We start from the raw sequence: 21,121 nt of genomic DNA on the forward strand, positions 1-21,121 counted from the left end.
CACCCCGCCTTGCCCGGCGCGCGGCAGGCGCCCTGCCGCGCGGCCTGCCCTGCCCGCCCCCGCCTGCTGCGCCCGGTCCGCCACCGCGGGCCGCCGGGCCTTCGAAACTTGATCTCCGTCAAGTCCTCGCATCTCCGCACAATCCCTGTATCCCGCGCGCTTCGGGGCGTGCCCGGTCTACCGTATGATCGGGTCTGATGCCGTGCCGCCCACGGGCGCCGCGCGGCAAGACAGCGCTATACGCCATACACAGGGACCCCCCAATGCATCCAGACGCAGACGGCACCGTCGGCACACCGGAGGTGGACCCGCTCGAAACCGGTGATTTCGCCGCCATGCTGGCGGCACGGCGACAGCAGGCGCATGCCACCCAGCGCTTCGCGGTGCTGATGATCCACCTGGACAGGTTTACCCACGCCAGCGAGTTGCTCGGCCCGCAACTGGCGGGCGGCGTGCGCGCGCAGGCGGCCGCGCGCGTCGCCGCCCACGCGCAGCCTGCCGATCTGGCCTGGCTCGGCAACGCTGATATCGGCGCCATCGTGGCGCTGCCGCCGGGGGCCGACGCGCCGGAAGCGGCGCTGCGCCTGGCTCGCGGCATCGCCACCGTGCTGGCGCGGCAGTTCCGGCAGAACGGCTTCGAGCTCTTCTTGTCGTGCAGTGTCGGCGTGGCGCTGGACGATCCCCACAAGCCTGCCGAGCGCAGTGTGCACGAGGCCTTTGACGCCATGCTGCGCGTGCGCAAGCGCGGCGGTGACGGCGTTGCCGGCTGCGCGGTTGCCGCGCCCGCGCCGCTATCCTCCCCGCTGCTGGCGGCCTTGCCGCAAGCGCTGGCGCGCGGCCAGCTCACGCTGAACCTGCAGGCGCGCGCCTCGCTGCACACCGCCCAGGTTTCCGGCTACACCGTCCGGCTGCGCTGGCAGAGCCCGGAGTTCGGCCGCGTGGCCCCGCACGACTTCCTGCCCGCGCTCGAAGCGCTGGGACTGATGGGCGACGTGGCGCGCTGGATGATGGAAACCGCGCTGCCGCTGCTCGATTGTCCCGGCATCGCCGATCCTGTCCAGCTGGGCTTCCTCGTCTCGAGCAATCAGCTGCACGGCACACCTTTGATCGACACCCTGCTGCGCACGCTCGAGCGCCAGCATCTCGACCCCACCCGGGTCTGCATGGAGATTCCCGCCGCAGCCGTGCCCGAGGGTGACGCCGTGGCCGCCGGCAAGCTCCACACCCTGCGCCGCGCCGGGCTGCGCTTTGTCCTGAGCGACTTTGCCGGCGGCCCGGGCGAAAGCGCCAGCCGCGCAACCCTGGAGCGGCTGCAGCCCGACCTGGTGACGTTCAACGCGCGCAGCATCGGCATCAGCGACCGCCCCGACCACGAGAACGCCGCCGTGGCGCGCTTGCAGGCCGCCTGCGAACTGGCAAACCGGCTTGGCGTGCCGGTCTGCGCCAAGGGCATCGAAACCCGCCGCCAGCTGGCCGAGGTGCGCCGCTGGGGTTGCAGCAGCATGCAGGGCTACCTGCTCGCGCAGCCCTTTCCCGTTCAATGGCTGGCGCAGACGCATGCGGCCATCTGCGCACGCGCGCGCGAATTGATGGACCAGTCGTAGGCCGTATTTTCGGCGTTACCCCGACTGCGTTGCGCAGCGAAAAAGTTACAAAAAGCCATGCAAGGCACTGGGATGCTTCGCCGCAACAACTGTAGAATTGCGGCGAACAAATCGACCGAAAGGAGTCTGGCGTGAAAAAAGGATGGATCTTCTGCGTTCTGTTTGCCACCCTGCTTGCTGGCTGCAATACCATGGCCGGCCTAGGACAGGATATTCAGAAGGGCGGCCAGAAGCTCGAAGGCGCGGCTGACCGCAGCAAGTAAGCCAAGCGACAGCGCGCAGGCGCCCGCATGGTCGCCTGGCGGCAAAAGGCCGGCGTCAGTGCACGCCGGCCTTTTTTTGCATGCGGGCCCGGGACCGCACGCCCTTCACAGAAGCTCTTCGGGTGTAAACGGCCCCATCACATCGATCCACAGCCGCCTGGACCAACTGGTATCCGGCTCGGTGTCCAGCACCACCATCTTGTCCCCCCTGCCATCGACCCATTGCACCGCGCCCGCATCGGACAAGCGCAGCAGGTAGCTGTTGTCGTCGATCGCGCCGGCAAACAGCTGCGCCACTTGCTGCGCCAGCCGCGGACTGTGGATGATCAGGCCGGTTTCGGTATTCTGGCTGGCCGAGCGGGGATCGAAATTCATCGAACCCACGAACAGGTTGCTGCGGTCCGCCACTGCGGCCTTTACGTGCAGGCTGGCCTGCGATGAAGAAAAGTCCCCAACGGCTTTCTGCGGCCGGCCAGGGTGCGCCTTCAGTTCGTGCAATTCCACGCCGGCGCGCAACATGGGTTCGCGGTAGCGCTTGTAGCCCACGTGAACGATCGGCGCATCGGTGGCGGCCAGCGAATTGGTCAGCACCCTTACCTTCACACCCTGCCTGACGAGCTTGGCCATCCATGCCACGCCGGCATCGCCAGGCACGAAGTAGGGCGAGATCAGGATGATCTCCTGGCGTGCATCGCTGAGCATGCGTCCCAGCTCCTCCACCATGGTATCGGTGCCTTCGGGCGCCTGATCGGGCGAGGCCTTGTTCGGGGTATCCACCATCACGCTGGCGGCGGCCCACTCCAGCGGCAGCTTGCCGCCCCCGGCGAGCTGGCGGCCCAGGAAGCTGGCGCGCGCATCGATGCGGCCCGGGGGCGTCATGCCCTRGGCCTCGAAGCGCTTGCGTTCCGTTTCTTCGTCGACCAGGGCTTGCTCGGGCCTGGCCGCGCCCGCTGCGCTACCCGCGCCGGAAGCCGCTGCGGCGCCGGTGCCCGTGGATGGCTGCGATGCTGCCGCCAGCTCCTCGCTTGAGGCCAGTTCCTCCACCGGCACCGCCAGCGGGCTGTTCCAGTAGCTGTCGAACGCCGCCGACAGCCGCCGCACGGCCGGCCCGGCGGCGATCACGTCCAGGTCGACGAAATTGGCGTCAGGCGCGCGCAGGAAATACGCGTTGCCGATATTGCGCCCGCCCGTCATGGCCAGCGCGTTGTCTGCGATAAAGGCCTTGTTGTGCATGCGCCGGTTGATGCGGCGGATATCCCCCGCGGACGACAGCATCCGCGTGAACTTGGAAAACCGTCCGGCCGGGAATGGATTGAACATCCGGACTTCGATATTCCGGTGACGCGCGAAACGAAGGAAGGCGCGATCCTTGCCGTCGCTGTGCAGGTCGTCGACCAGCATGCGCACCCGCACGCCGCGTTCAGCCGCGGCGCGCACACGGCGCAGGATCTCGCGCGAGGATTCGTCGGCATCGATGATGTAGTACTGCAGGTCCAGCGTGCGCGTGGCGCGGTCCGCCAGCGTGATGAGGGTGCCGTACGCTTCCTCGCCGGAGACGACCACGTGGAAGCCGGACAGCGCCGGGTCGGGCGAGCTCTGCGCCACCAGCCGGCCCAGCGCCGTGCCGCCGGAATCGGCCAAGGCAGCGCTCTGCTGGCGCGGCACGTCTTGCGGCAGGCTGGCGCAGCCCTGGGCGAACAACGCCAGTGCGCAGGCCAGGGCGCGGCCGAAGCGGCGTACCCATGCGGCGCCAGGCCGCAGGCCGCAGGCCGCGCGCTCTTTATCCGGAGCCGTTGCCGCCRCCGTCACCGCAAAACGCGCCAGCATGCTGACTCCGGCTGTCGGGATACCCCAAGCTTAGAGCCTGGCGCGGCGCGCGGCTATCCGCCTTTGTCCGACGCAGGGGACAAAGGGAGTGAGCGCACCGGCCCGTTCTTGCGCCCCGGGCCTGCTCAGGCTGCCTTGCGCAGTGCGGCGGCCTCGCGCGCCAGGGTACGCACGCGTTCCCAGTCGCCCTTGGCCACGGCGTCCTTCGGCACCACCCACGAGCCGCCCACGCACACCACGTTCGGCAGGGCCAGGTAGGACGGCGCCCGTGCCGCGTCGATGCCGCCGGTGGGGCAGAAGCGCAGTTGCGACAGCGGGCCATACAGTGACTTGAGCATCGGGATGCCGCCCGCGGCCTCGGCCGGGAAGAACTTCAGGAACTGAAAACCGCTTTCCAGCGCGGCCATGGCCTCGCTGGCGGTAGCCACGCCCGGCAGCAGCGCCACGCCGGCGCCTTGCGCGGCCACGGCAAGCGCCGGCGTCAGCCCCGGCGACACGGCGAACTTCGCACCCGCCTCGCCCACGGCCTGGAGCTGGGCCGGCGTGAGCACCGTGCCCGCGCCGACCACGGCGTCAGGGAAGGCAGCAGCGACCGCCTTGAGGGCTTCCATGGCCACTGGCGTACGCAGCGTGATCTCCAGCACGGGCAGGCCGCCGCCGATCAGCGCTTCGCTGACGTGCAGCGCTTCATCGACGGAAGAGAATTCGAGCACCGGGATCACCGGCACACCAGCGAAACGTTCGATCAGCGGAGAGGATTGAGTTGGCATGGTGCAATATTCAGTCGAGAAGGGTCAGGAAAGCCGGGTACTTCAGGTACTTCAGGTACTTCAGGTACTTCAGGTACTTCGGGTACTTCGGGTACTTCGGGTACTTCGGGTACTTCGGGTACTTCGGGTACTTCGGGTACTTCGGGTACTTCGGGTACTTCGGGTACTTCGGGTACTTCGGGTATCTCAGGTCGGTCAGCGAGCAGGTCAGCCGCCGCGCGCGGACCATGCCGGCGCAGGCATCACGCGATCACCGATACCGATTGCGCCAGCCGCGCCAGCACGGTGTCGGTGGTCGGGATCGGCTCCACCGCGCCATAGCCCGTGGTGGAAAGCGCCGCCGCCACGTTGGCATAACGCGCGGCCTCGAAGGGATCGTCGCCGGCCGCCAGGCGCGCCACGAAGCTGCCGCCGAAGCAGTCGCCCGCGCCGGTGGCATCGAGCGGGCGCACCGGGTATGGGGCCACCAGCGTGCGCGCTTCGGGCGTCGCCACGTAGGCGCCCTCCTCGCCCAGCTTGAGCGCGACCAGGCCAATACCGCAGCCCAGCAGGTAATCGACGATCGCATCGCGGTCGTTGAGGCCGGTCAGCACGGTGATGTCGTCCCAGCTCGGCAGGCACACGTCGGTCAGCGCGAAGGCCTCGCGCATGATGCCGCGCGCCCGCGCCAGCGTCCACAGGCGCAGCCGCAGATTGGTGTCCAGCGTCACCCGCACGCCGGCCTTGCGCGCGTGTTCCATGGCCGCCAGGCCGGCGTCGCAGGCATGGGTGCTGATGGCCAGGCTGATGCCGGACACATGCAGGTAGCGCGCCTCGGCGATGGCATGGTGCGGCAGGTTTTCGTGGCTGTAGCGGCTGGCCGCCGAACCGTTGCGCAGGTAGTCGAAGCGGTGTCCATGCGCATCGTGGGTAACGAAATACACGCCGGTCGGCGCACCCGCATCGATGCGCACATGGCGGGTATCGACGCGTTCCTGCGTCCACAAGGCCAGCAGGCGCTCGCCGAAGGTGTCTGCTCCTACCGCGCTGATATAGCCGGTGCGGGCACCCTGGCGCGCCGCGGCAATGCAGAAGTTGGAAGTGTCGCCGCCAAAGCCCTGCAGGTAGCGGGTGGGATCGTCGGGCTGCTGGTTGAATTCCACCAGCGCCTCGCCGAAAGCGAGAATGTCGATGCTCATGGTGCAGGCGTCCCCTTGGGTTTGCGTTGTTCCGTTCGCGCTGGCCGGGTTCAGAAGAAGGTCTGGACGATGTCGGTCACCCGCAGGCTGCCGTCCAGCACCGGGATGTGGCGCCATTTGTCGAAGGTCAGGCACGGATGCGAGATGTCGAAGGCGACCATGTCGCCCACCTTGATGTCATCGCCCGCACGGATCTGCAGGTAGGCGTGCTGGTCCATCATGCCGGTCACTTCCCAGTGCGCCGGCACCGCGGCCGGCGCCGCCGTGCCAGGCCGGTAGACCTGGGCCGGGATCGGCATGCCGGCGTCGAAGGCCGCGTCGCGCTTGCCCATGCCGATGATCGCGCGGTCCGGCTCGGGAATCGACTGCACGTACGCCCACAGCTGCAGTGCCGGCAGCAGGCCTTCGCGCATCTTCTGCGCGACCGGGTTGCTGGCCAGGATGCGTTGCTGCGCGGCGCGGTAGATGCCCACGTCATGCGTCAGGTAGCAGCCAGGGCGCAGCACGATATCGATCGGCGCGCCGATCTCGGTGCGCGCGAACTCCTCCGCCACCACGTCGTACCAGGCCGAACCGGCACCCGACATCACAACCGGGCTGCGGCCGAAGCGCCCGGCCGCGAACAGCTCGCGCGTGACCGCCACGGTGCGGCGCAGGAAGGCGCGGATATCCGCTTCTTCCTTGAGCACGCCTTCATAGATTTCCACGCCCGCCAGCGACAGCACGCCCGGCCAGCGCGCCAGCGCGGCCAGCACGGCTTGCTGCTGCTGCGCGTCGCGCACGCCGGTGCGGCCACCCGCCACGCCAAGCTCCAGCAAGACCTGGAGCGCCTGTCCGCGGCTGCTGAAGTAGGCGCCGAGCTGGTCCACCAGCTCGGCCGAATCCACCAGCGTGAAGAACTCGAAATCCGGGTCGCGCAGCAGGTCGGCAACGATCTCCATATTGCGGCGGCCCACCAGCTGGTTGGCCATCAGCACGCGGCGCACGCCGTGCGCGTAGGCTGCGGCGGTCTGGTGCGCGGTAGCCAGCGTGATGCCCCAGGCGCCGGCCGCCAGCTGGCGCGCGAACAGCTTGGGCGCCATGGTCGTCTTGCCATGCGGCGCCAGCTGCACGCCATATTCGTGCATGAAACGACGCATCCATTCCAGGTTATGCGCCAGGCGTTCTTCATACAGTACCGCCGCCGGCAGGCTCAGGTCCTCGCTCAGCAGTTGCCAGCCGACCTGGCCTGCCGCGTCGGGCGCCAGCGGCGTCTCCAGCTTGCCCAGCGCCTTGTTGAGCGGATCGATCGTGCCGGCTTGGTACTTTATTTCATGCATGTCTGTCATCGCTGTGAAAAATTCCGATTGACGTAATGATAGCCTTGAAATTACGATATTTCATCCTTGTTATAAAGTAACATCCAAAGCCGGCGACGCAGTTCATTACCCGGCCCACGACCTCACGACCTCACGCCCGCCTGCCCATGTCCGCGCCCTTCGACATCCTGTCCCGCATCGCCGAACGTGGCCCCACGCTGCGCCTGGCCGAGCAGAAGGTCGCCCAGGTGATCCTGGAGGATCTTGCCGGCGCCGCCGCCACCAGCATCAACGAACTGGCGCGCAAGGCCGGCGTCAGCGAAGCCAGCGTGACGCGCTTCGCCAAGGCCATCGGCTGCCGCGACGTGCGCGATCTCAAGCTGCGCCTGGCGCAGGCCACTGCCGTGGGCCAGCGTTTCCTGCAGGCGCAGGGCGCCCGCACGGCCGAGCCGGCTCCGGCCACGCTGGCCGACAGCATCCATGCGGATATCCTGGACTCACTCGAGGTCAACCGCAAGCTGATCGATCCCGCCCATATCGAGCGCGCCGCGCGCCTGTTGCTCGATGCGCGCATGGTCTACGCTTTTGGCATGGGTGGCGGCTCGTCCTTCATGGCCGACGAGGCGCGTTACCGCCTGGCCCGCCTGGGCCGTCCCGTGGCCAGCTACCAGGATGCGCTGCTGCAGAAGATGGTGGCTGCCACCCTGCACAAGGACGATGTCGTGCTCGCCTTCTCAGCCACCGGCAGCGTGCCCGAGATGATCGCCAGCTGCGACATCGCCCGCGAATACGGTGCGCGCCTGGTGGCGGTCACCGCGCTGGGCTCGCCGCTGGCCGCGCGCGCGGACGTGCTGCTGCCGGTGCGCACGCTCGAAACCGATTTCATATTCAAGCCCTCGGCCTCGCGCTACGCGATGCTGCTGGTGATGGACGTGCTGTCCACCCAGCTTGCCTTGCTGCAGCAGGACCAGAGCCAGGACCAGCTGCGCCGGCTCAAGCTCGTGCTCGACACGCACCGCGGCAGCGTCGCCGCGGACAGCCGCCAGCCGCTCGGAGACTGACATGCCCGAACTGTTCGACACCCTCATCCGCGGCGCCACCGTGCTGGACGGGTCCGGCGCCGAAGCGCGCCTGGCCGACGTGGCGCTGCGCGCCGGGCGCATCGCGCGCATCGCCATGCTGGAAGACGGCGCCGATGGCATCGACCCCGGCAGCGCCGCGCACGTGGTGCAGGCCGATGGCCTCGTGCTCGCCCCCGGCTTCATCGACGTGCATACCCACGACGACACCAATGTGGTCCGCCAGCCCGAGATGACGCCCAAGCTCTCGCAGGGCGTCACCACGGTAATCGTCGGCAACTGCGGCATCAGCGCCGCGCCGGTCACGCTGCGCGGCGATCCGCCCGACCCCATGAACCTGCTCGGCAGCGCCGACGCGTTCCGCTACCCGGATTTCGGCGCCTACGTGCGGGCCGTGCAAGACGCGCAACCCGCCGTCAACGTGGCGGCGCTGGTCGGACATACCGCGCTGCGCAGCAATCATATGGACCGGCTCGACCGCACCGCCACGCCGGAGGAAACCGCGGCCATGCGCGCGCAGCTCGAGGATGCGCTGGCGCACGGCGCGCTGGGCCTGTCCACCGGGCTGGCCTACGCCAATGCGTTTTCCGCCACCACCGACGAAGTGCTGGCGCTGTCCGAACCGCTGGCCCGCGCCGGCGCACTCTATGCCACCCACCTGCGCAGCGAGTTTGCCGAGATCCTCGAGGCCATGGACGAAGCGTTCCGCATCGGCCGCCATGCGCGCGTGCCGGTGGTGATCTCGCACCTGAAATGCGCCGGCCTGGACAACTGGGGCCGCAGCGCGGAAGTGCTGGACGCGCTGGAGCGCGCGCAGCGCTGGCAGCCGGTGGGCTGCGACTGCTATCCCTACACCGCCAGTTCCTCCACGCTCGACCTCAAGCAGGTCACCGGCGACTTCGACATCCAGGTCACCTGGTCCGAGCCGCACCCCGACATGGGCGGCCGCCTGCTGGCCGACATCGCCGCCGAATGGGAGACGAGCCTGGAAGACGCCGCGCGTCGCCTGCAGCCTGCCGGCGCGGTCTATCACTGCATGGAAGACGCGGACGTGGACCGCATCCTCAGCCACCCCGCCACGGTGGTCGGCTCGGACGGCCTGCCCAACGACCCGCTGCCCCACCCGCGCCTGTGGGGCGCGTTTCCCCGCGTGCTCGGCCACTACGCGCGCGACCGCGAGCTGTTCCCGCTGGCGGTGGCCGTCAACAAGATGACCGGCCTGTCGGCCGAGCGTTTCGGCCTGGCGCAGCGTGGCTTCGTGCGCGAAGGCTACTGGGCCGACCTGGTCCTGTTCGACGCCGCCACCATCCGCGACGCGGCCAGCTTCACCGACCCCATGCAGCCGGCCGAAGGGATCGCCGCGGTGTGGGTCAACGGCGAACTGTCGTGGCAGCAGCGCAAGGCAACCGGCGTGCGCGCCGGCCGCTTCCTGGCCCGCGCCAGGCCCGCCGGCGAGGACGCCCCGACCGCGCACTGACGGCGCACTGACGGCGCACCGACAGCCCGCAGGCGACCCGACACCCGGTCAATCAACCATCACCGATCAACGATCAGATTCAGGAGTTTCCATGGAAATCAAGCGCTTCGGCGTCGAAGGCGGCACCGGCACCGGTGGCCAGCACATGCCCTTTGCCCGCGCGGTAGCCGCCGACGGCTGGCTCTACGTCTCCGGCCAGGTGCCGATGGTGGCCGGCGAGGTCATCGACGGCGGCATCGTGCCCCAGACCCACCAGGCCATCAAGAACGTGCTGGCCATCCTGGCCGAGGCCGGCTACGGCCCCGAGCACGTGGTGCGCTGCGGCGTGTGGCTGGACGACGCGCGCGATTTCGCCTCGTTCAACAGGATCTTCAAGGAATACTTCGGTGCCAACCCGCCGGCGCGCGCCTGCGTGCAGTCCAGCATGGTGGTGGACTGCAAGGTCGAGGTGGACTGCATCGCCTACAAGAAGCCGGTGGCCTGAGACCGGCCAAGCGCAAGCAAAACACTAAACCGGCCGCCACGCGGCCATTTTCATAGCGGACGCGGGTGAGCCCCGCCGGGCTCGCCGGCGGACCCCGCACACAGGAGACAACATGGGCGCCGTAACAGGAACCACACTATTGCTGTATGCGCTGATCGCCGTGATCGCACTGGTCGTGCTGATCGCGAAGTTCAAGCTCAACCCCTTCATCACCCTGGTGGTCGTCTCGGTACTGCTCGGCTTTGCCGTGGGCATGCCGATGGGCGACATCGTGAAATCGTTCGAAGCCGGGGTCGGCGGCACGCTCGGGCACATTGCGCTGGTCATCGGCCTGGGCACCATGCTCGGCAAGATGATGGCGGAATCCGGCGGCGCCGAGCGCATCGCGCGCACCCTGATCGATTTCTTCGGCGAGAAGAACGTGCACTGGGCCATGGTCACCATCGCCTTCATCGTCGGCCTGCCGGTGTTCTTCGAAGTCGGCTTCGTGCTGCTGGTGCCGATCGCCTTCAACGTCGCCAAGCGCACCGGCACCTCCATGGTGCTGGTCGGCATCCCGATGGTGGCCGGCCTGTCGGTCGTGCACGGGCTGATCCCGCCGCACCCGGCAGCGCTGCTGGCCGTGACGGCCTACGGCGCCGACATCGGCAAGACCATCATGTACGCGCTGATCGTGGGCATTCCCACCGCCATCCTCGCCGGCCCGCTGTTCGCGCGCCTGATGGACCGCTACGTCAAGCTGCCCGATGTCAATCCGCTGGCCGCGCAGTTCACCGAGGAAGACAGCCCCGGCACGCACGACCTGCCGAGCTTCGGCATCACGGTGTTCACCATCCTGCTGCCGGTGGCGCTGATGCTGATCGGTAGCTGGGCAGACCTGTTCACCACGCCGAAGACCTTCGCCAACGACTTCTTCAAGCTCATCGGCAACTCGGTGATGGCCCTGCTGATCGCTGCGCTGGTCAGCTTCTACACCTTCGGCAAGGCCCGCGGCTTCACCCGCGAGAGCATCCTCAAGTTCACCAACGAATGCGTGGCGCCCACCGCCATCATCACGCTGGTGGTCGGCGCCGGCGGCGGCTTCGGCCGCGTGCTGCGCGACTCCGGCATCTCCAACGCCATCGTCGACGTCGCCACCGGCGCGCATGTCTCGGTGCTGATGCTGGGCTGGCTGGTCGCCGTGCTGATCCGCATCGCCACCGGCTCGGCCACCGTGGCCATGACCACGGCCGCGGGCATCGTCGCGCCAATCGCGGCCAGCGTGCCGGGCACGCGCCCCGAACTGCTGGTGCTGACCACTGGCGCCGGTTCGCTGATCCTGTCGCACGTCAACGACGGCGGCTTCTGGCTGGTGAAGGAGTACTTCAACATGACCGTGGCCCAGACTTTCAAGACGTGGTCGGTTTGCGAGACGATCATCTCCGTGGTGGCGCTGTTGCTGACGCTGGCGCTGGCTACCGTGGTCTGATTGGCGTTATCCGCGGTGGGGCGCGCGCCCCGCCTCGGCTTCGCGGCCCGGGTCGTGACCGGGCCGCCACCTCCCTCCTCCCATCACGAAGACGTTCCTGCGATCGCCGGCGGCAGACGCCGCGCACCCCAAGAGCGCCACCTAGGAAAGAACGGCAGCGCCATCCCGGCGTCGCCGTTGGTGTGCCCTGCCCTTTACAGCATCGCCTGCACCCGGTTCACGGCCACGTCGAGCTGCGCCTTGAGTGGCGCAAGCAGGCAGTGCACCTCGTGACCGGGGGCGGACAAATCGCCGTCCGCTTCGAGCAGCCGCAGCACTGCGCCAATCCCTGCACTGACACGCAGCAATGCATCACAGCCGTCCTGCGCGGCGCACTGGATGCTGCTGCGAGCTTCGTCAAGTTGACAGGCCAGTTCCTGCACCCGCAGTCGCTCCGGGGTATCCGCAGGAAAGGTGACTTGAATCAGTTCTGCTATCAGATCAGCTTGCCGGGGAAGAGCGAACGCTGGTGGATCGATATGAGTGGATGGCTCAGAACGAGCAAAAGTACTAGGCATGACGGCCTCCAGTGACTTCATGGACGGCCCGCCGCTCATTTCCACGTGAGGGTGGCGGGCCCGCAGCGGAGGTGGAAATACCGGCGTCACAAGCTCCGGCCAGCCCGAGAGCTGCCCCGCCCGGCCCGCCATAGGAAAGCTATAGGCGCGCGCGAACGCAACGGACGAAAAAAATGCCGCAGATAGCGGCAGTCCGCTTGTGACGAATTTCGGGTTTCCACGCCCGGCCACCCTTGTTTGGGGTGACGTGTGGGATTCTCCAGCAGCCGCACGCYCATGTCAAATCCGGACTTCCGCCCTAATCTCGGCCACCCACATTCCCGCCCACCGGCGCATTCGCCTCGAACTTGGCCCGATGCGTGGAGAAGAACGTGCGCACGTTGCGGACGTTCGAAGCCCCGGCGAACAGCCGGCGTGCGAACGCGTCGTAGGCAGCCATGTCGGCCAGTTCCACCGTGACGACGAAATCCGGGCCGGGCGATACCCGGTAGCACTGGGTGACCGCCGCCTCGGCACAGATATAGGCTTCGAAGGCGTCGTGGTCCTCGGCGGTCTGGCGGTCCAGGCTGATCTCGATGATCGCGGTCAGCGGCGTGCCGGTCTTGTGGTGGTCCAGCACGGCGATCTCCCGCTGGATGACGCCGCTCTCCTTGAGCCTGCGCACCCGCCGCAGGCATGTCGGCGCGGACGCATGCACACGCTCGGCAAGCTCGGTGTTCGAGATCGCCGAATCCGTTTGCAGGATCCTGAGGATGCGCAGATCGAGATCGTCCAGGGGCACGCCAGTCACGAATACTCCATATCAAGCCGCATTGAGATGAAAGAAAATTTCACCATGAATACTAGTAGCTCGATTATTTCATTGGCCTTTAAATAATGAAAGAAAATTACATAACACCCACCCTACCATCCTGACCACTGCCAGTTAGGCTGATCACGAAAGGGAAGCAATATGTGCGGAATCGTTGGCGCCGTCGCGCAGCGGGATATCRTCCCGAATCTTGTCGAGGGCCTGAAGCGGCTGGAGTACCGCGGATACGACTCGTGCGGTGTCGCGCTGCATTCGGATCGCAAGCTGGTGCGCGCGCGCAGCGTGGACCGGGTCGCCGCCCTGCAGGCGGACATCGCCCGGCAGGGCTTGCAGGGGTACACCGGCATCGCCCACACGCGCTGGGCAACCCACGGCAAGCCGGTCACCGACAATGCCCATCCGCACTTCTCGCCGCGCGAGGATGCGGCGCGTATCGCGCTCTCGCACAACGGCATCATCGAGAACCACGAGGAGCTGCGCGCCAGCCTGGAGAGCAGCGGTTATGTCTTCGCCAGCCAGACCGATACCGAGGTGATCGCGCACCTGGTCGATCAGCTCTATGACGGCGACCTGTTCGAGGCGGTGAAGGCGGCGGTGCCCGGCTGCGCGGCAGCTTTGCCATCGCGGTGCTGTGCCGCGACGAGCCGCACCGCCTGGTGGGCGCCCGCAACGGCATGCCGCTGGTGGTGGGCGTGGGCGAAGGCGAGAACTTCCTGGCCTCCGATGCCATGGCGCTGGCCAATGTCACGGACCGGATCGTCTACCTGGAAAACGGCGACGTGGTGGATGTGCAGCTGCATCGCTACTGGATCGTCGACGCGGCCGGCCAGCGCGCGGAGCGCCCCGTGCAGCAGGTGGCGGCGCACGGCAGCAGCGCCGAGCTGGGCCCCTACCGCTACTACATGCAGAAGGAGATCTTCGAGCAGCCGCAGGCCGTTGCCGACACCTTGCAGGATGTCACCGCCATCATGCCGGAGCTGTTCGGCGACAAGGCGTGGCGCGTGTTCAATGGCGTGGATTCGGTGCTGCTGCTGGCCTGCGGCGGCAGCTACCATGCCGCGCTGACCGCCAAGTACTGGATCGAAAGCCTGGCCGGACTGCCGGTCAGCGTCGAGATCGCCAGCGAGTACCGCTATCGCGAGAGCGTGCCCAACCCGCGCACCCTCGTGGTCGCGGTATCGCAGAGCGGCGAGACGGCCGACGTCCTCGGCGCGGTCGAAGTCGCCAGGCGGCAAGGCATGCAGCACACGCTGGCGATCTGCAACGTTCCCACCAGCGCGCTGGTGCGCGAATGCGCCCTGACCTTCATCACGCGCGCGGGGGTCGAGATCGGCGTGGCGTCCACCAAGGCGTTCACCACGCAGCTGGTCGCGCTATTCCTGCTGGCGTTGACGCTGGCACAGATCCGCCAGCGCCTCTCCGAGCACGACGAGCAGCAGCACCTGCGGGCGCTGCGCCACCTGCCGGACGCCATAGGCAAGGTGCTGGCCCTCGAGCCGCAGATCATGGCGTGGTCGGAGCTCCTGGCAGGCCGGGAGAACATGCTCTTCCTCGGCCGGGGCATGCATTATCCGGTGGCCATGGAGGGGGCGCTGAAGATGAAGGAGATTTCGTACATTCATGCCGAGGCCTATCCTGCCGGGGAACTCAAGCACGGCCCGCTGGCGCTGGTCAGCAACGAGATGCCGGTGGTGGCGGTCGCGCCCAACGACCGCCTGCTGGAAAAACTCAAGTCGAACATGCACGAAGTCAGCGCGCGCAGCGGACGCTTGTTCGTGTTCGCGGACAGCGACTGCGGCATCGCGCCAAGCCCCGGCATCGAAGTGCTTCGCCTCACCGAGTACTACGGGCCGCTGTCACCGATCCTGCATACGATTCCCATGCAGCTGCTTGCGTACCATACCGCGCTGGCCCGCGGCACCGACATCGACAAGCCCCGCAACCTGGCCAAGTCCGTGACGGTCGAGTAGGCGCTTTCCGGTGCCGGAAGCCTGTTCTATGCTTAGCTACGAAGTGCGTGGCGTCGGGGAAGTGCCGCCGCACGGCCCCCGATGAAGCCCCCGTTCATCGGCTGCGTACCGACGAGTCGGATCGGTGAGACAAATGCGCGCCGTGGTCTTCTGCGCTGTGCAATTCCTGCTTGCGGTCACGTGGACGCTCTACCTCGCGTTCCTGCCGCAGCTGGCGGCGCAAGCTGGCATTGCGAAGCAGCATATCGCCTGGATCCTGCTGATGGACCAGGCGATCTTCGTCGCGACGGATTGCGCGCTTGGCATCGCGGCGGACCGCGTCGCGAATGCCATGCGGCATCTGGGCGGCTGGATCCTGGCCCTGAGCGTAGCCTCGGGCGCTGCCTTTGTCCTGCTGCCCAGGACGACTTCACCCATCCTCCTGATCGGACTGACCGCGCTATGGGCCGCGACATCGTCCGCGCTGCGCGCGCCGCCGATGGTGATCATCGCCAGGAGGACACACCGGTCGGCGGCACCCTTCCTTGTGGCGTGCTCGCTCCTGGGCTTGGGCGTGGCTGCCGCGCTGGCGCCCATGCTGACCATATGGATGCGCCACGTTTCGCCGACCTTGCCGTTTGCCGTGGCAAGCGCGGGGCTGGTCGCCGCCGTCATGGCGTTGCGCTGGCTCGATCATCTGCCCGAGCCCGGTGCCGCCGACAGGCAAGGCGCGCCTGGCGAGAAAATCCGCGCCGCCTGGCTGTTCTTTGCTGCCGTGTGGAGCCTGGCGCTGGGATTCCAGGTCCACACCGCCGTCAATTCGGCGCCGGCCTACATGCGCTTCGCGCCGGCTGCCGATCTGGCGCGTTTCATGCCGGCCTTCTGGATCGGCTTTGCCGTCTGCGTGTTGCTGCCGCGCGCGGCGGTCTTCAGGCGATGCCCCGCGCACGTGCTGCTGCTGGCGGCCACCGCGCTCGGCGCGCTCGCGCTTTGCGGATTCACCGCCGCGCCATCGCTCGCCTGGGTGCTGGTCATGCAATGCGCCGCGGGCGGCTTATGGGGCGTGATCTTCGGCACGGCCGCCAATGCGGCCCTGGATGCCGGCCGTGTCGGGCGCGAAGGCAGGTTTACCGGCCTGGTCTTCGCGCTGTCCGCGCTGGCGGCCTTCATGCGCATCGCCATGATGGCCGCCGGCGCGGGCAGGCACCCGGACGTCGCCGCCGTGCTGCCGTGGCTGCCGCCGCTGGCCTGGGGCATCGCGGCGATGCTGCTTGCGCTGTTCTTCGCGGGCAACCTTGCCTATTTCAACGGGCAGGCGCGTCTGGCTGGCAACGTACCGGGTGCCGGATGAGCAACAGGCGTGACGAGGTCAATCTTCGATGTTGGAGCACCGCCACGCAGGCCGCCCCGCCATGCGGCGCATCAGGCGCCGCAATGCGCGCGGATGTGCACGATGCGCTGTTGCAACAGTGTTTTTGAGCAATCGCTCCAATCCGGGTATTGGATTCGGTACACCTAGGGTTTATACTAGCCCCTGTCTCCTCCTTGTCTCCAAGACATGGATTCAACCCGCCCCTCGTGGGCGGGTTTTTTTTCATCCGTAGGTCGCCGGCCCCGGCGATGACAGCATGAAACGTTTCGCCGTATTTGCCGTGGCAAGCTGGTCCGCTGCCGCACTGGTCTATTTCGGGCAACACTCGTCGGCCATGCTGGCGCTTAGCTGCATCGTGGTGCTCGCCGGACTCGACATCGCTACCGGACTCTGACCGGACCACCCCAGGCCTGCCCCTTGCGGCCGGCCTTGCGCCTGGCGTCACATTCCCGGTGGCGCCTTGACTGCCGCCCATTTGTGAAGGTAACCTTCACAGACACCCTTCACATCTCCCTCCCACCATGAACGCTCCACACAGCGATTCCGACACGGCGCATGCCCTGGCGGCGGAGCTGCGGGTCGTACTCGGCAAACTGACCCGGCGCTTGCGCGAAAAGTCGCATTTCAGCCATCTGAGCTGGACCCAGCTGCGCGTACTGCTGCGACTGGAGCGCGACGGGCCGGCCACGGTGTCGGCCCTCGCACGCGCCGAGGGCATGCGCCCGCAATCCATGGGCGAAACCGTATCCGCCCTGAAGAGCGCCGGACTCGTCAGCGGCGCGCCGGACCCCACGGACGGGCGGCAAACCGTCCTGTCCCTCACGCCGGCCTGCGTGGAAGCAGTCAGGGCCGGCCGCGCGGCGCGCGAGGACTGGCTGTTCCACGCCATCGAAACCAAGCTCGCCCCGGCAGAGCAAGAACAGCTCGCGGGGGTCGTCGGACTGCTCGCGCGGCTGGTGGAGTCCTGACTCCCGGCAAGCCGCTTGCGCACAACCACCATCGCCCTGATCACCGCAAGGAAGACAGCATGACAACGACCACGCTCGACCCCAGGACCGCCCTCATCGTCATCGACCTGCAACAGGGCATCGTGTCATACCCCACCGTGCATCCGGTGGGCGGGATCGTGGAGAACGCCAGCGCACTGGCCAGCGCCTTCCGCGGCCACGGCCTGCCGGTAGTACTCGTGAACGTGGCCGGCGGCGCCCCGGGCCGGGCCGAACAGGCCCGCAACCTCGGGCAGCTGCCGCCCGGGTGGACCGACCTGGTCCCCGAACTGAACCGGCAGCCCGCGGACCACCTTGTGACGAAGCGGACCTGGGGCGCGTTCACCGGCACAGGCCTTGAGGCGCATCTCAGGAGCCTGGGCGTCACGCAGGTCGTGATTGCCGGCATCGCCACCAGCATCGGCGTCGAATCGACCGCGCGCCAGGCGCAGGAACTCGGCTTCAACGTTACCCTGGCCGTGGATGCCATGACCGACATGAACCCCGACGCCCATGCCAACAGCGTCACGCGCATCTTCCCGCGGCTGGGCGAGACCGGCACCACGCAGGAAATCATCGCACTGCTAGGCCGAACCCGCGCATGACCGGCCCCGCCCGCACGACCGCGAACCGGGGCACACCATAGTGGCCAGCACCTTCCGTTCACTGCGCACCTTCAACTACCGCGTCTGGGCCGGCGGCGCCATCGTATCCAACATCGGCACATGGATGCAGCGCACCGCCCAGGACTGGATCGTCCTCACCCATCTCACGCGCCACAACGCGACCGCCGTGGGCATCGTCATGTCGCTCCAGTTCGGGCCGCAGATGCTCTTGCTGCCGCTCACCGGCTACGCGGCAGATCACCTCGACCGGCGCAAGCTCCTGTTCGCGACGCAGGCCACCATGGGCGCGCTGGCGCTGGGGCTGGGCATCCTCACCGTCACCGGGCTGGTGCAGCCCTGGCATGTTTACCTGTTCGCCTTCCTGCTGGGCTGCGTCACCGCGTTCGACGCGCCGGCGCGCCAGACCTTCGTCTCGGAACTGGTCGGCGAGGCGGACCTGTCCAATGCCGTGGCGCTGAACTCCACGTCCTTCAACGCCGCGCGGATGATCGGCCCGGCCATCGCCGGCGGCCTGATCTCGGCGGTGGGCTCGGGCTGGGTGTTCCTGATCAACGCGGCATCCTTCGCGGCGGTGATCGGCTCGCTGAGCCGCCTGCGCCTGCACGAGCTGCACCGGAAAGAGAAGACGCCCCACAGCCGCGCGGGCCTCGCCGACGGCTTCCGTTATGTCCGGCGCGCGAAACCCAAGGTCACGCTGCTGGCGAGTGCCTGCGCCGTGTTCGGGATCGGCTGCACGCTGGCCGCGGTCATGCCCGGCTATGCGTTGTTCGGTGCCGCACTCGTCATCATCGGCATGTCCGCCCAGACCATCACCACCTCGACCAACAGCCTGGTCCAGCTCTCCACCGAACCGGCCATGCGCGGGCGCGTGGTGGCGATCCTGCTCGCCATCGTGCTGGGTGGCACGCCGCTCGGCGCGCCGGTCGTCGGCTGGGTGGCGGACCGCTTCGGCCCGCGCTGGGCGCTTGGCATCGGCGCCGCGGCAGGTTTCTCGGCGGCGCTGGTGGGCATCTGGTATCTCAGGAAATACGGCAACCTGCGCGTGCGCATGATGGCCGCACGCTTGCGCGCCGACGACGGCGGCCCCGAACCCGCCGTGGCAGCCCGGCGATCCGGGCAACAGGCCGGCGAACAAGAAGCCCGGTAGCCGAAAGCACGGCCACCGCGTATGCTCCGCATGCGGTCCGCTGCGGTCCGCATGCCAGTGCCTGCGGGCGCGCATCACAGCCAAGCAAGGACAACGCGCGATGAACTGCGTGGACCTCGTGCGCAATCTCGATCCCGGCCGCGCCAACCGTCCGCCGCGCGAGCAGGGACGGCGGCGCCCGCGTGCAATGTGCCAAGCCGCGCTTTATGACAGTTGTCATAATCTCTTCATACTGGGAAGCAGGAAGCCTCTCCTCCCGGACGATAGAATCAAATCCTAACTGGAGGAAAAAAATGCCAAAAAAGCCAAGGAAAGCCGAGGAGTCGATCCCGGCCACGACCACGGCGCAAGGCCTGATCGCCCTGCTTGACCACATTGCCAACGCCACCGCGCAAGGCCAGCTCGATCCCGAGTTCAGCCGCAAGCTCGGCAAGCGCGCACGCAAGGAAGCCGACACCCTGATTGAAAGCGAGGCGCTCTCCCCCGCCCATGGCACGGCCGTCAAGGCTGCCCTGGCCACGCTGGAAGAATCGATCGCGAACAGCGAAGGCGGTCTGCTGGGCAAGGCAGTCAAGCGCCTGCGTGACGCCGACAAGCGCGCGTCGGAAGCCCCCGAGACGTAAAACCGAACGGCACGGGACGGGCTCCGGCCCGGACCGGCGCGCTGCGTCGCCAGCGCAACGGCAGGCAGCAACCAGATGCATGCCTGATTCAGCGGCCAGGTCGCTGGCAGTTATTTCGACATTTATTGAAATATCGAAATAACTGCCCCACGATACCGGCATGAACCCTCCCCCGGATTCTGCAAGCGCTACTCCCGATTGCACCGATTGCACCGAACGCATCACCCCCCTACACTCTGCGTCCAGTGCCCGCGCCAGCACATCCGCGGCCCGCGCGCCGCGTACCAGAGCGCAACCATCCAGGAGACATCGATGATTCTTGCCCCCTTGCTGCGCGCCCTTGCGGCCTGCGGCGCGCTTGCCGTGGCGTCCTCGCCCGCGCACGCCGCCGAGCCGGTCAAGATCGGGTTGATCGCGCCCTTTTCCGGCAGCTTTGCCGACTACGGCAAGCAGATGGAGGGCGGCGTCAAGGCGTTCCAGAAGCTCAACGGCGACACCGTGGCGGGACGCAAGGTGGTGATCATCAGCAAGGACACCACCGGCCCCGCGCCCGACGTGGCCAAGCGGCTGGCGCAGGAACTGGTGGTACGCGACAAGGTGGATGTGCTGGCCGGCTTCGGCCTCACGCCGGAGGCCCTGGCGGTGGCCCCCATCGCCGAGCAGGCCAGGAAGGCAATGGTGATCTTCAATGCGGCATCGTCTTCCATCACGACCAAGTCCGGCTACATCGCGCGGGTCTCAATGACCCTGCCGCAGATCTCGGCGCCGATGGCCACCTGGGCCATCAGGAACAAGGTACGCAAGGTGGTGACGCTGGTGGCGGACTATGCGCCGGGCATCGATGCGGAAACCGCATTCAAGACCAATTTCATCGGCGGCGGCGGACAGGTGCTCGAGTCCATCCGCGTGCCTCTGCGCAATCCCGAGTTCGCCCCCTTCATCCAGCGGATCAAGGACGCCAGGCCGGAGGCGGTGTTCCTCTTCCTGCCCGCTGGCGAACAGGGCGTGGCCTTCATGAAGGGATTCCGCGAGCGCGGCCTGGCCGAGGCCGGCATCCGCGTGATCGCCACCGGCGACCTGACCGACGACCACGTGCTGCCGGCCATGGGCGACGCCACGCTCGGCGTGATCACGTCCTTCCATTACTCCATGGCGCACGATTCGCCCGAGAACAAGGCCTTCCTGAAGGCCTTCGCCGAGACCAACCCGGGCGCGGGCAGGCCCAACTTCATGGCGGTGGCCGCCTATGACGGCATGCACGCCATCTACGACGCGCTGAAGAAGACCGGCGGCGTCACCGACGGCGACAAGCTGCTGGCCGCGCTCAAGGGCATGAAGATCGCCAGCCCGCGCGGCCCGATCACCATCGATCCGGCCACGCGCGACGTGGTGCAGTCGGTCTATATCCGCCGCGTGGAAAAAGTGGGGGGCGAGCTCTACAACGTGGAGTTCGACAAGTTCGCCGACGTCAAGGATCCGGGGAAGTAGCGCGTGCCGCGTGCCGTGCAGCCGCGCACGCGCGGGCCGGCCCCGCCGGATCCCGCTCGCCGGCGCGGCGCGCAAACGCCGGCGGCACGATGCGGGCGGGCGCCTTGCCCGCGC

General features: G+C 67.7%; 20 protein-coding genes and 1 pseudogene. 14 read left to right on the plus strand and 7 right to left on the minus strand.

The features are described from left to right. Positions 1-263: 263 nt before the first annotated feature. Positions 264-1,604, plus strand: coding sequence for a GGDEF domain-containing phosphodiesterase (locus AC1DO7_RS21665; RefSeq protein WP_441615153.1), 1,341 nt, complete (start codon positions 264-266; stop codon positions 1,602-1,604). Positions 1,605-1,735: 131 nt separating this feature from the next. Continuing rightward, positions 1,736-1,867, plus strand: coding sequence for an entericidin A/B family lipoprotein (locus AC1DO7_RS21670; protein WP_006163387.1), 132 nt, complete (start codon positions 1,736-1,738; stop codon positions 1,865-1,867). 105 nt (positions 1,868-1,972) lie between these two features. Here the strand turns inward: AC1DO7_RS21670 and AC1DO7_RS21675 are convergent, their stop codons facing one another. From AC1DO7_RS21675 to AC1DO7_RS21695, 5 genes are all read right to left on the minus strand, one after another. Further along, positions 1,973-3,694, minus strand: coding sequence for a phospholipase D-like domain-containing protein (locus AC1DO7_RS21675; RefSeq protein ID WP_477116548.1), 1,722 nt, complete (start codon positions 3,692-3,694; stop codon positions 1,973-1,975). Between the two features lie 125 nt (positions 3,695-3,819). Then, positions 3,820-4,464 (minus strand): bifunctional 4-hydroxy-2-oxoglutarate aldolase/2-dehydro-3-deoxy-phosphogluconate aldolase, encoded by a 645-nt coding sequence (locus AC1DO7_RS21680; protein ID WP_441643291.1) that lies wholly within the window; start codon positions 4,462-4,464, stop codon positions 3,820-3,822. A 10-nt stretch (positions 4,465-4,474) separates the two neighbouring features. Then, positions 4,475-4,693 carry a hypothetical protein gene (locus AC1DO7_RS21685; RefSeq protein WP_477116549.1) on the minus strand — a complete coding sequence of 73 codons (219 nt, stop codon included), beginning with the start codon at positions 4,691-4,693 and terminating at the stop codon, positions 4,475-4,477. A gap of 13 nt (positions 4,694-4,706) precedes the next feature. Continuing rightward, complete coding sequence (locus AC1DO7_RS21690; protein WP_441615147.1) at positions 4,707-5,642, minus strand: sugar kinase; 936 nt, start codon at positions 5,640-5,642, stop codon at positions 4,707-4,709. A gap of 50 nt (positions 5,643-5,692) precedes the next feature. Then, positions 5,693-6,961, minus strand: a complete 1,269-nt coding sequence (locus tag AC1DO7_RS21695) for an amino acid deaminase (RefSeq protein ID WP_441643638.1) — start codon at positions 6,959-6,961, stop codon at positions 5,693-5,695. Between the two features lie 146 nt (positions 6,962-7,107). Here AC1DO7_RS21695 and AC1DO7_RS21700 point away from each other — a divergent pair, with 146 nt between their 5' ends. The 4 genes from AC1DO7_RS21700 to AC1DO7_RS21715 all read left to right on the plus strand — a co-directional run bounded on the left by AC1DO7_RS21700 (position 7,108) and on the right by AC1DO7_RS21715 (position 11,448). Further along, a complete protein-coding gene (locus AC1DO7_RS21700) occupies positions 7,108-8,001 on the plus strand; it encodes a MurR/RpiR family transcriptional regulator (RefSeq protein WP_441615143.1) in 894 nt (297 codons plus the stop codon). Position 8,002: 1 nt separating this feature from the next. Further along, positions 8,003-9,496, plus strand: coding sequence for an N-acyl-D-amino-acid deacylase family protein (locus AC1DO7_RS21705; RefSeq protein ID WP_441615141.1), 1,494 nt, complete (start codon positions 8,003-8,005; stop codon positions 9,494-9,496). A gap of 91 nt (positions 9,497-9,587) precedes the next feature. Further along, positions 9,588-9,980 carry a RidA family protein gene (locus AC1DO7_RS21710; RefSeq protein ID WP_441615139.1) on the plus strand — a complete coding sequence of 131 codons (393 nt, stop codon included), beginning with the start codon at positions 9,588-9,590 and terminating at the stop codon, positions 9,978-9,980. A gap of 112 nt (positions 9,981-10,092) precedes the next feature. Next, positions 10,093-11,448 (plus strand): GntP family permease, encoded by a 1,356-nt coding sequence (locus tag AC1DO7_RS21715; protein ID WP_441615137.1) that lies wholly within the window; start codon positions 10,093-10,095, stop codon positions 11,446-11,448. Between the two features lie 194 nt (positions 11,449-11,642). Here AC1DO7_RS21715 and AC1DO7_RS21720 read toward each other — a convergent pair whose 3' ends face one another. Together AC1DO7_RS21720 and AC1DO7_RS21725 are read right to left on the minus strand one after the other, a co-directional pair. Then, positions 11,643-12,026: a DUF1484 family protein gene (locus AC1DO7_RS21720; RefSeq protein WP_441615135.1), complete on the minus strand. Its 384-nt coding sequence runs from the start codon at positions 12,024-12,026 to the stop codon at positions 11,643-11,645. Positions 12,027-12,303: 277 nt separating this feature from the next. Then, entirely contained in the window at positions 12,304-12,795 is a 492-nt protein-coding gene (locus tag AC1DO7_RS21725; protein WP_441615133.1) for an Lrp/AsnC family transcriptional regulator, read from the minus strand. Between the two features lie 162 nt (positions 12,796-12,957). Between AC1DO7_RS21725 and glmS the strand changes: the two are divergent. The 8 genes and pseudogenes from glmS to AC1DO7_RS21765 all read left to right on the plus strand — a co-directional run bounded on the left by glmS (position 12,958) and on the right by AC1DO7_RS21765 (position 21,007). Further along, positions 12,958-14,786 (plus strand): annotated as a pseudogene (gene glmS, locus AC1DO7_RS21730) (glutamine--fructose-6-phosphate transaminase (isomerizing)). Positions 14,787-14,919: 133 nt separating this feature from the next. Further along, positions 14,920-16,116 (plus strand): MFS transporter, encoded by a 1,197-nt coding sequence (locus AC1DO7_RS21735; protein WP_441615131.1) that lies wholly within the window; start codon positions 14,920-14,922, stop codon positions 16,114-16,116. 277 nt (positions 16,117-16,393) lie between these two features. Then, positions 16,394-16,531 (plus strand): hypothetical protein, encoded by a 138-nt coding sequence (locus AC1DO7_RS21740; RefSeq protein WP_441615129.1) that lies wholly within the window; start codon positions 16,394-16,396, stop codon positions 16,529-16,531. 127 nt (positions 16,532-16,658) lie between these two features. After that, positions 16,659-17,105, plus strand: coding sequence for a MarR family winged helix-turn-helix transcriptional regulator (locus tag AC1DO7_RS21745; protein ID WP_441615127.1), 447 nt, complete (start codon positions 16,659-16,661; stop codon positions 17,103-17,105). Between the two features lie 59 nt (positions 17,106-17,164). After that, complete coding sequence (locus AC1DO7_RS21750) at positions 17,165-17,728, plus strand: isochorismatase family protein (RefSeq protein ID WP_441615125.1); 564 nt, start codon at positions 17,165-17,167, stop codon at positions 17,726-17,728. A gap of 40 nt (positions 17,729-17,768) precedes the next feature. Next, positions 17,769-18,896, plus strand: coding sequence for an MFS transporter (locus AC1DO7_RS21755; RefSeq protein WP_477116550.1), 1,128 nt, complete (start codon positions 17,769-17,771; stop codon positions 18,894-18,896). 293 nt (positions 18,897-19,189) lie between these two features. Next, the gene (locus AC1DO7_RS21760) at positions 19,190-19,519 is read left to right on the plus strand and encodes a hypothetical protein (RefSeq protein ID WP_441615121.1); all 330 of its coding nucleotides are present in this window, start codon (positions 19,190-19,192) and stop codon (positions 19,517-19,519) included. A 312-nt stretch (positions 19,520-19,831) separates the two neighbouring features. Continuing rightward, entirely contained in the window at positions 19,832-21,007 is a 1,176-nt protein-coding gene (locus AC1DO7_RS21765) for an ABC transporter substrate-binding protein (RefSeq protein WP_441615119.1), read from the plus strand. Positions 21,008-21,121: the final 114 nt, after the last annotated feature.

The sequence above is a fragment of the Cupriavidus sp. 05N40 genome (assembly GCF_056397305.1).

Bases quoted from the DNA above. Each gene is read 5' to 3' on its own strand.
- AC1DO7_RS21700 (WP_441615143.1), top strand. From the start codon at position 7,108: ATGTCCGCGCCCTTCGACATCCTGTCCCGCATCGCCGAACGTGGCCCC.
- AC1DO7_RS21680 (WP_441643291.1), bottom strand. From the start codon at position 4,464: ATGCCAACTCAATCCTCTCCGCTGATCGAACGTTTCGCTGGTGTGCCG.
- AC1DO7_RS21750 (WP_441615125.1), top strand. From the start codon at position 17,165: ATGACAACGACCACGCTCGACCCCAGGACCGCCCTCATCGTCATCGAC.
- AC1DO7_RS21745 (WP_441615127.1), top strand. From the start codon at position 16,659: ATGAACGCTCCACACAGCGATTCCGACACGGCGCATGCCCTGGCGGCG.
- AC1DO7_RS21665 (WP_441615153.1), top strand. From the start codon at position 264: ATGCATCCAGACGCAGACGGCACCGTCGGCACACCGGAGGTGGACCCG.
- AC1DO7_RS21705 (WP_441615141.1), top strand. From the start codon at position 8,003: ATGCCCGAACTGTTCGACACCCTCATCCGCGGCGCCACCGTGCTGGAC.
- AC1DO7_RS21695 (WP_441643638.1), bottom strand. From the start codon at position 6,961: ATGCATGAAATAAAGTACCAAGCCGGCACGATCGATCCGCTCAACAAG.
- AC1DO7_RS21715 (WP_441615137.1), top strand. From the start codon at position 10,093: ATGGGCGCCGTAACAGGAACCACACTATTGCTGTATGCGCTGATCGCC.
- AC1DO7_RS21765 (WP_441615119.1), top strand. From the start codon at position 19,832: ATGATTCTTGCCCCCTTGCTGCGCGCCCTTGCGGCCTGCGGCGCGCTT.
- AC1DO7_RS21710 (WP_441615139.1), top strand. From the start codon at position 9,588: ATGGAAATCAAGCGCTTCGGCGTCGAAGGCGGCACCGGCACCGGTGGC.
- AC1DO7_RS21690 (WP_441615147.1), bottom strand. From the start codon at position 5,642: ATGAGCATCGACATTCTCGCTTTCGGCGAGGCGCTGGTGGAATTCAAC.
- AC1DO7_RS21685 (WP_477116549.1), bottom strand. From the start codon at position 4,693: ATGGTCCGCGCGCGGCGGCTGACCTGCTCGCTGACCGACCTGAGATAC.
- AC1DO7_RS21740 (WP_441615129.1), top strand. From the start codon at position 16,394: ATGAAACGTTTCGCCGTATTTGCCGTGGCAAGCTGGTCCGCTGCCGCA.
- AC1DO7_RS21735 (WP_441615131.1), top strand. From the start codon at position 14,920: ATGCGCGCCGTGGTCTTCTGCGCTGTGCAATTCCTGCTTGCGGTCACG.
- AC1DO7_RS21720 (WP_441615135.1), bottom strand. From the start codon at position 12,026: ATGAAGTCACTGGAGGCCGTCATGCCTAGTACTTTTGCTCGTTCTGAG.
- AC1DO7_RS21760 (WP_441615121.1), top strand. From the start codon at position 19,190: ATGCCAAAAAAGCCAAGGAAAGCCGAGGAGTCGATCCCGGCCACGACC.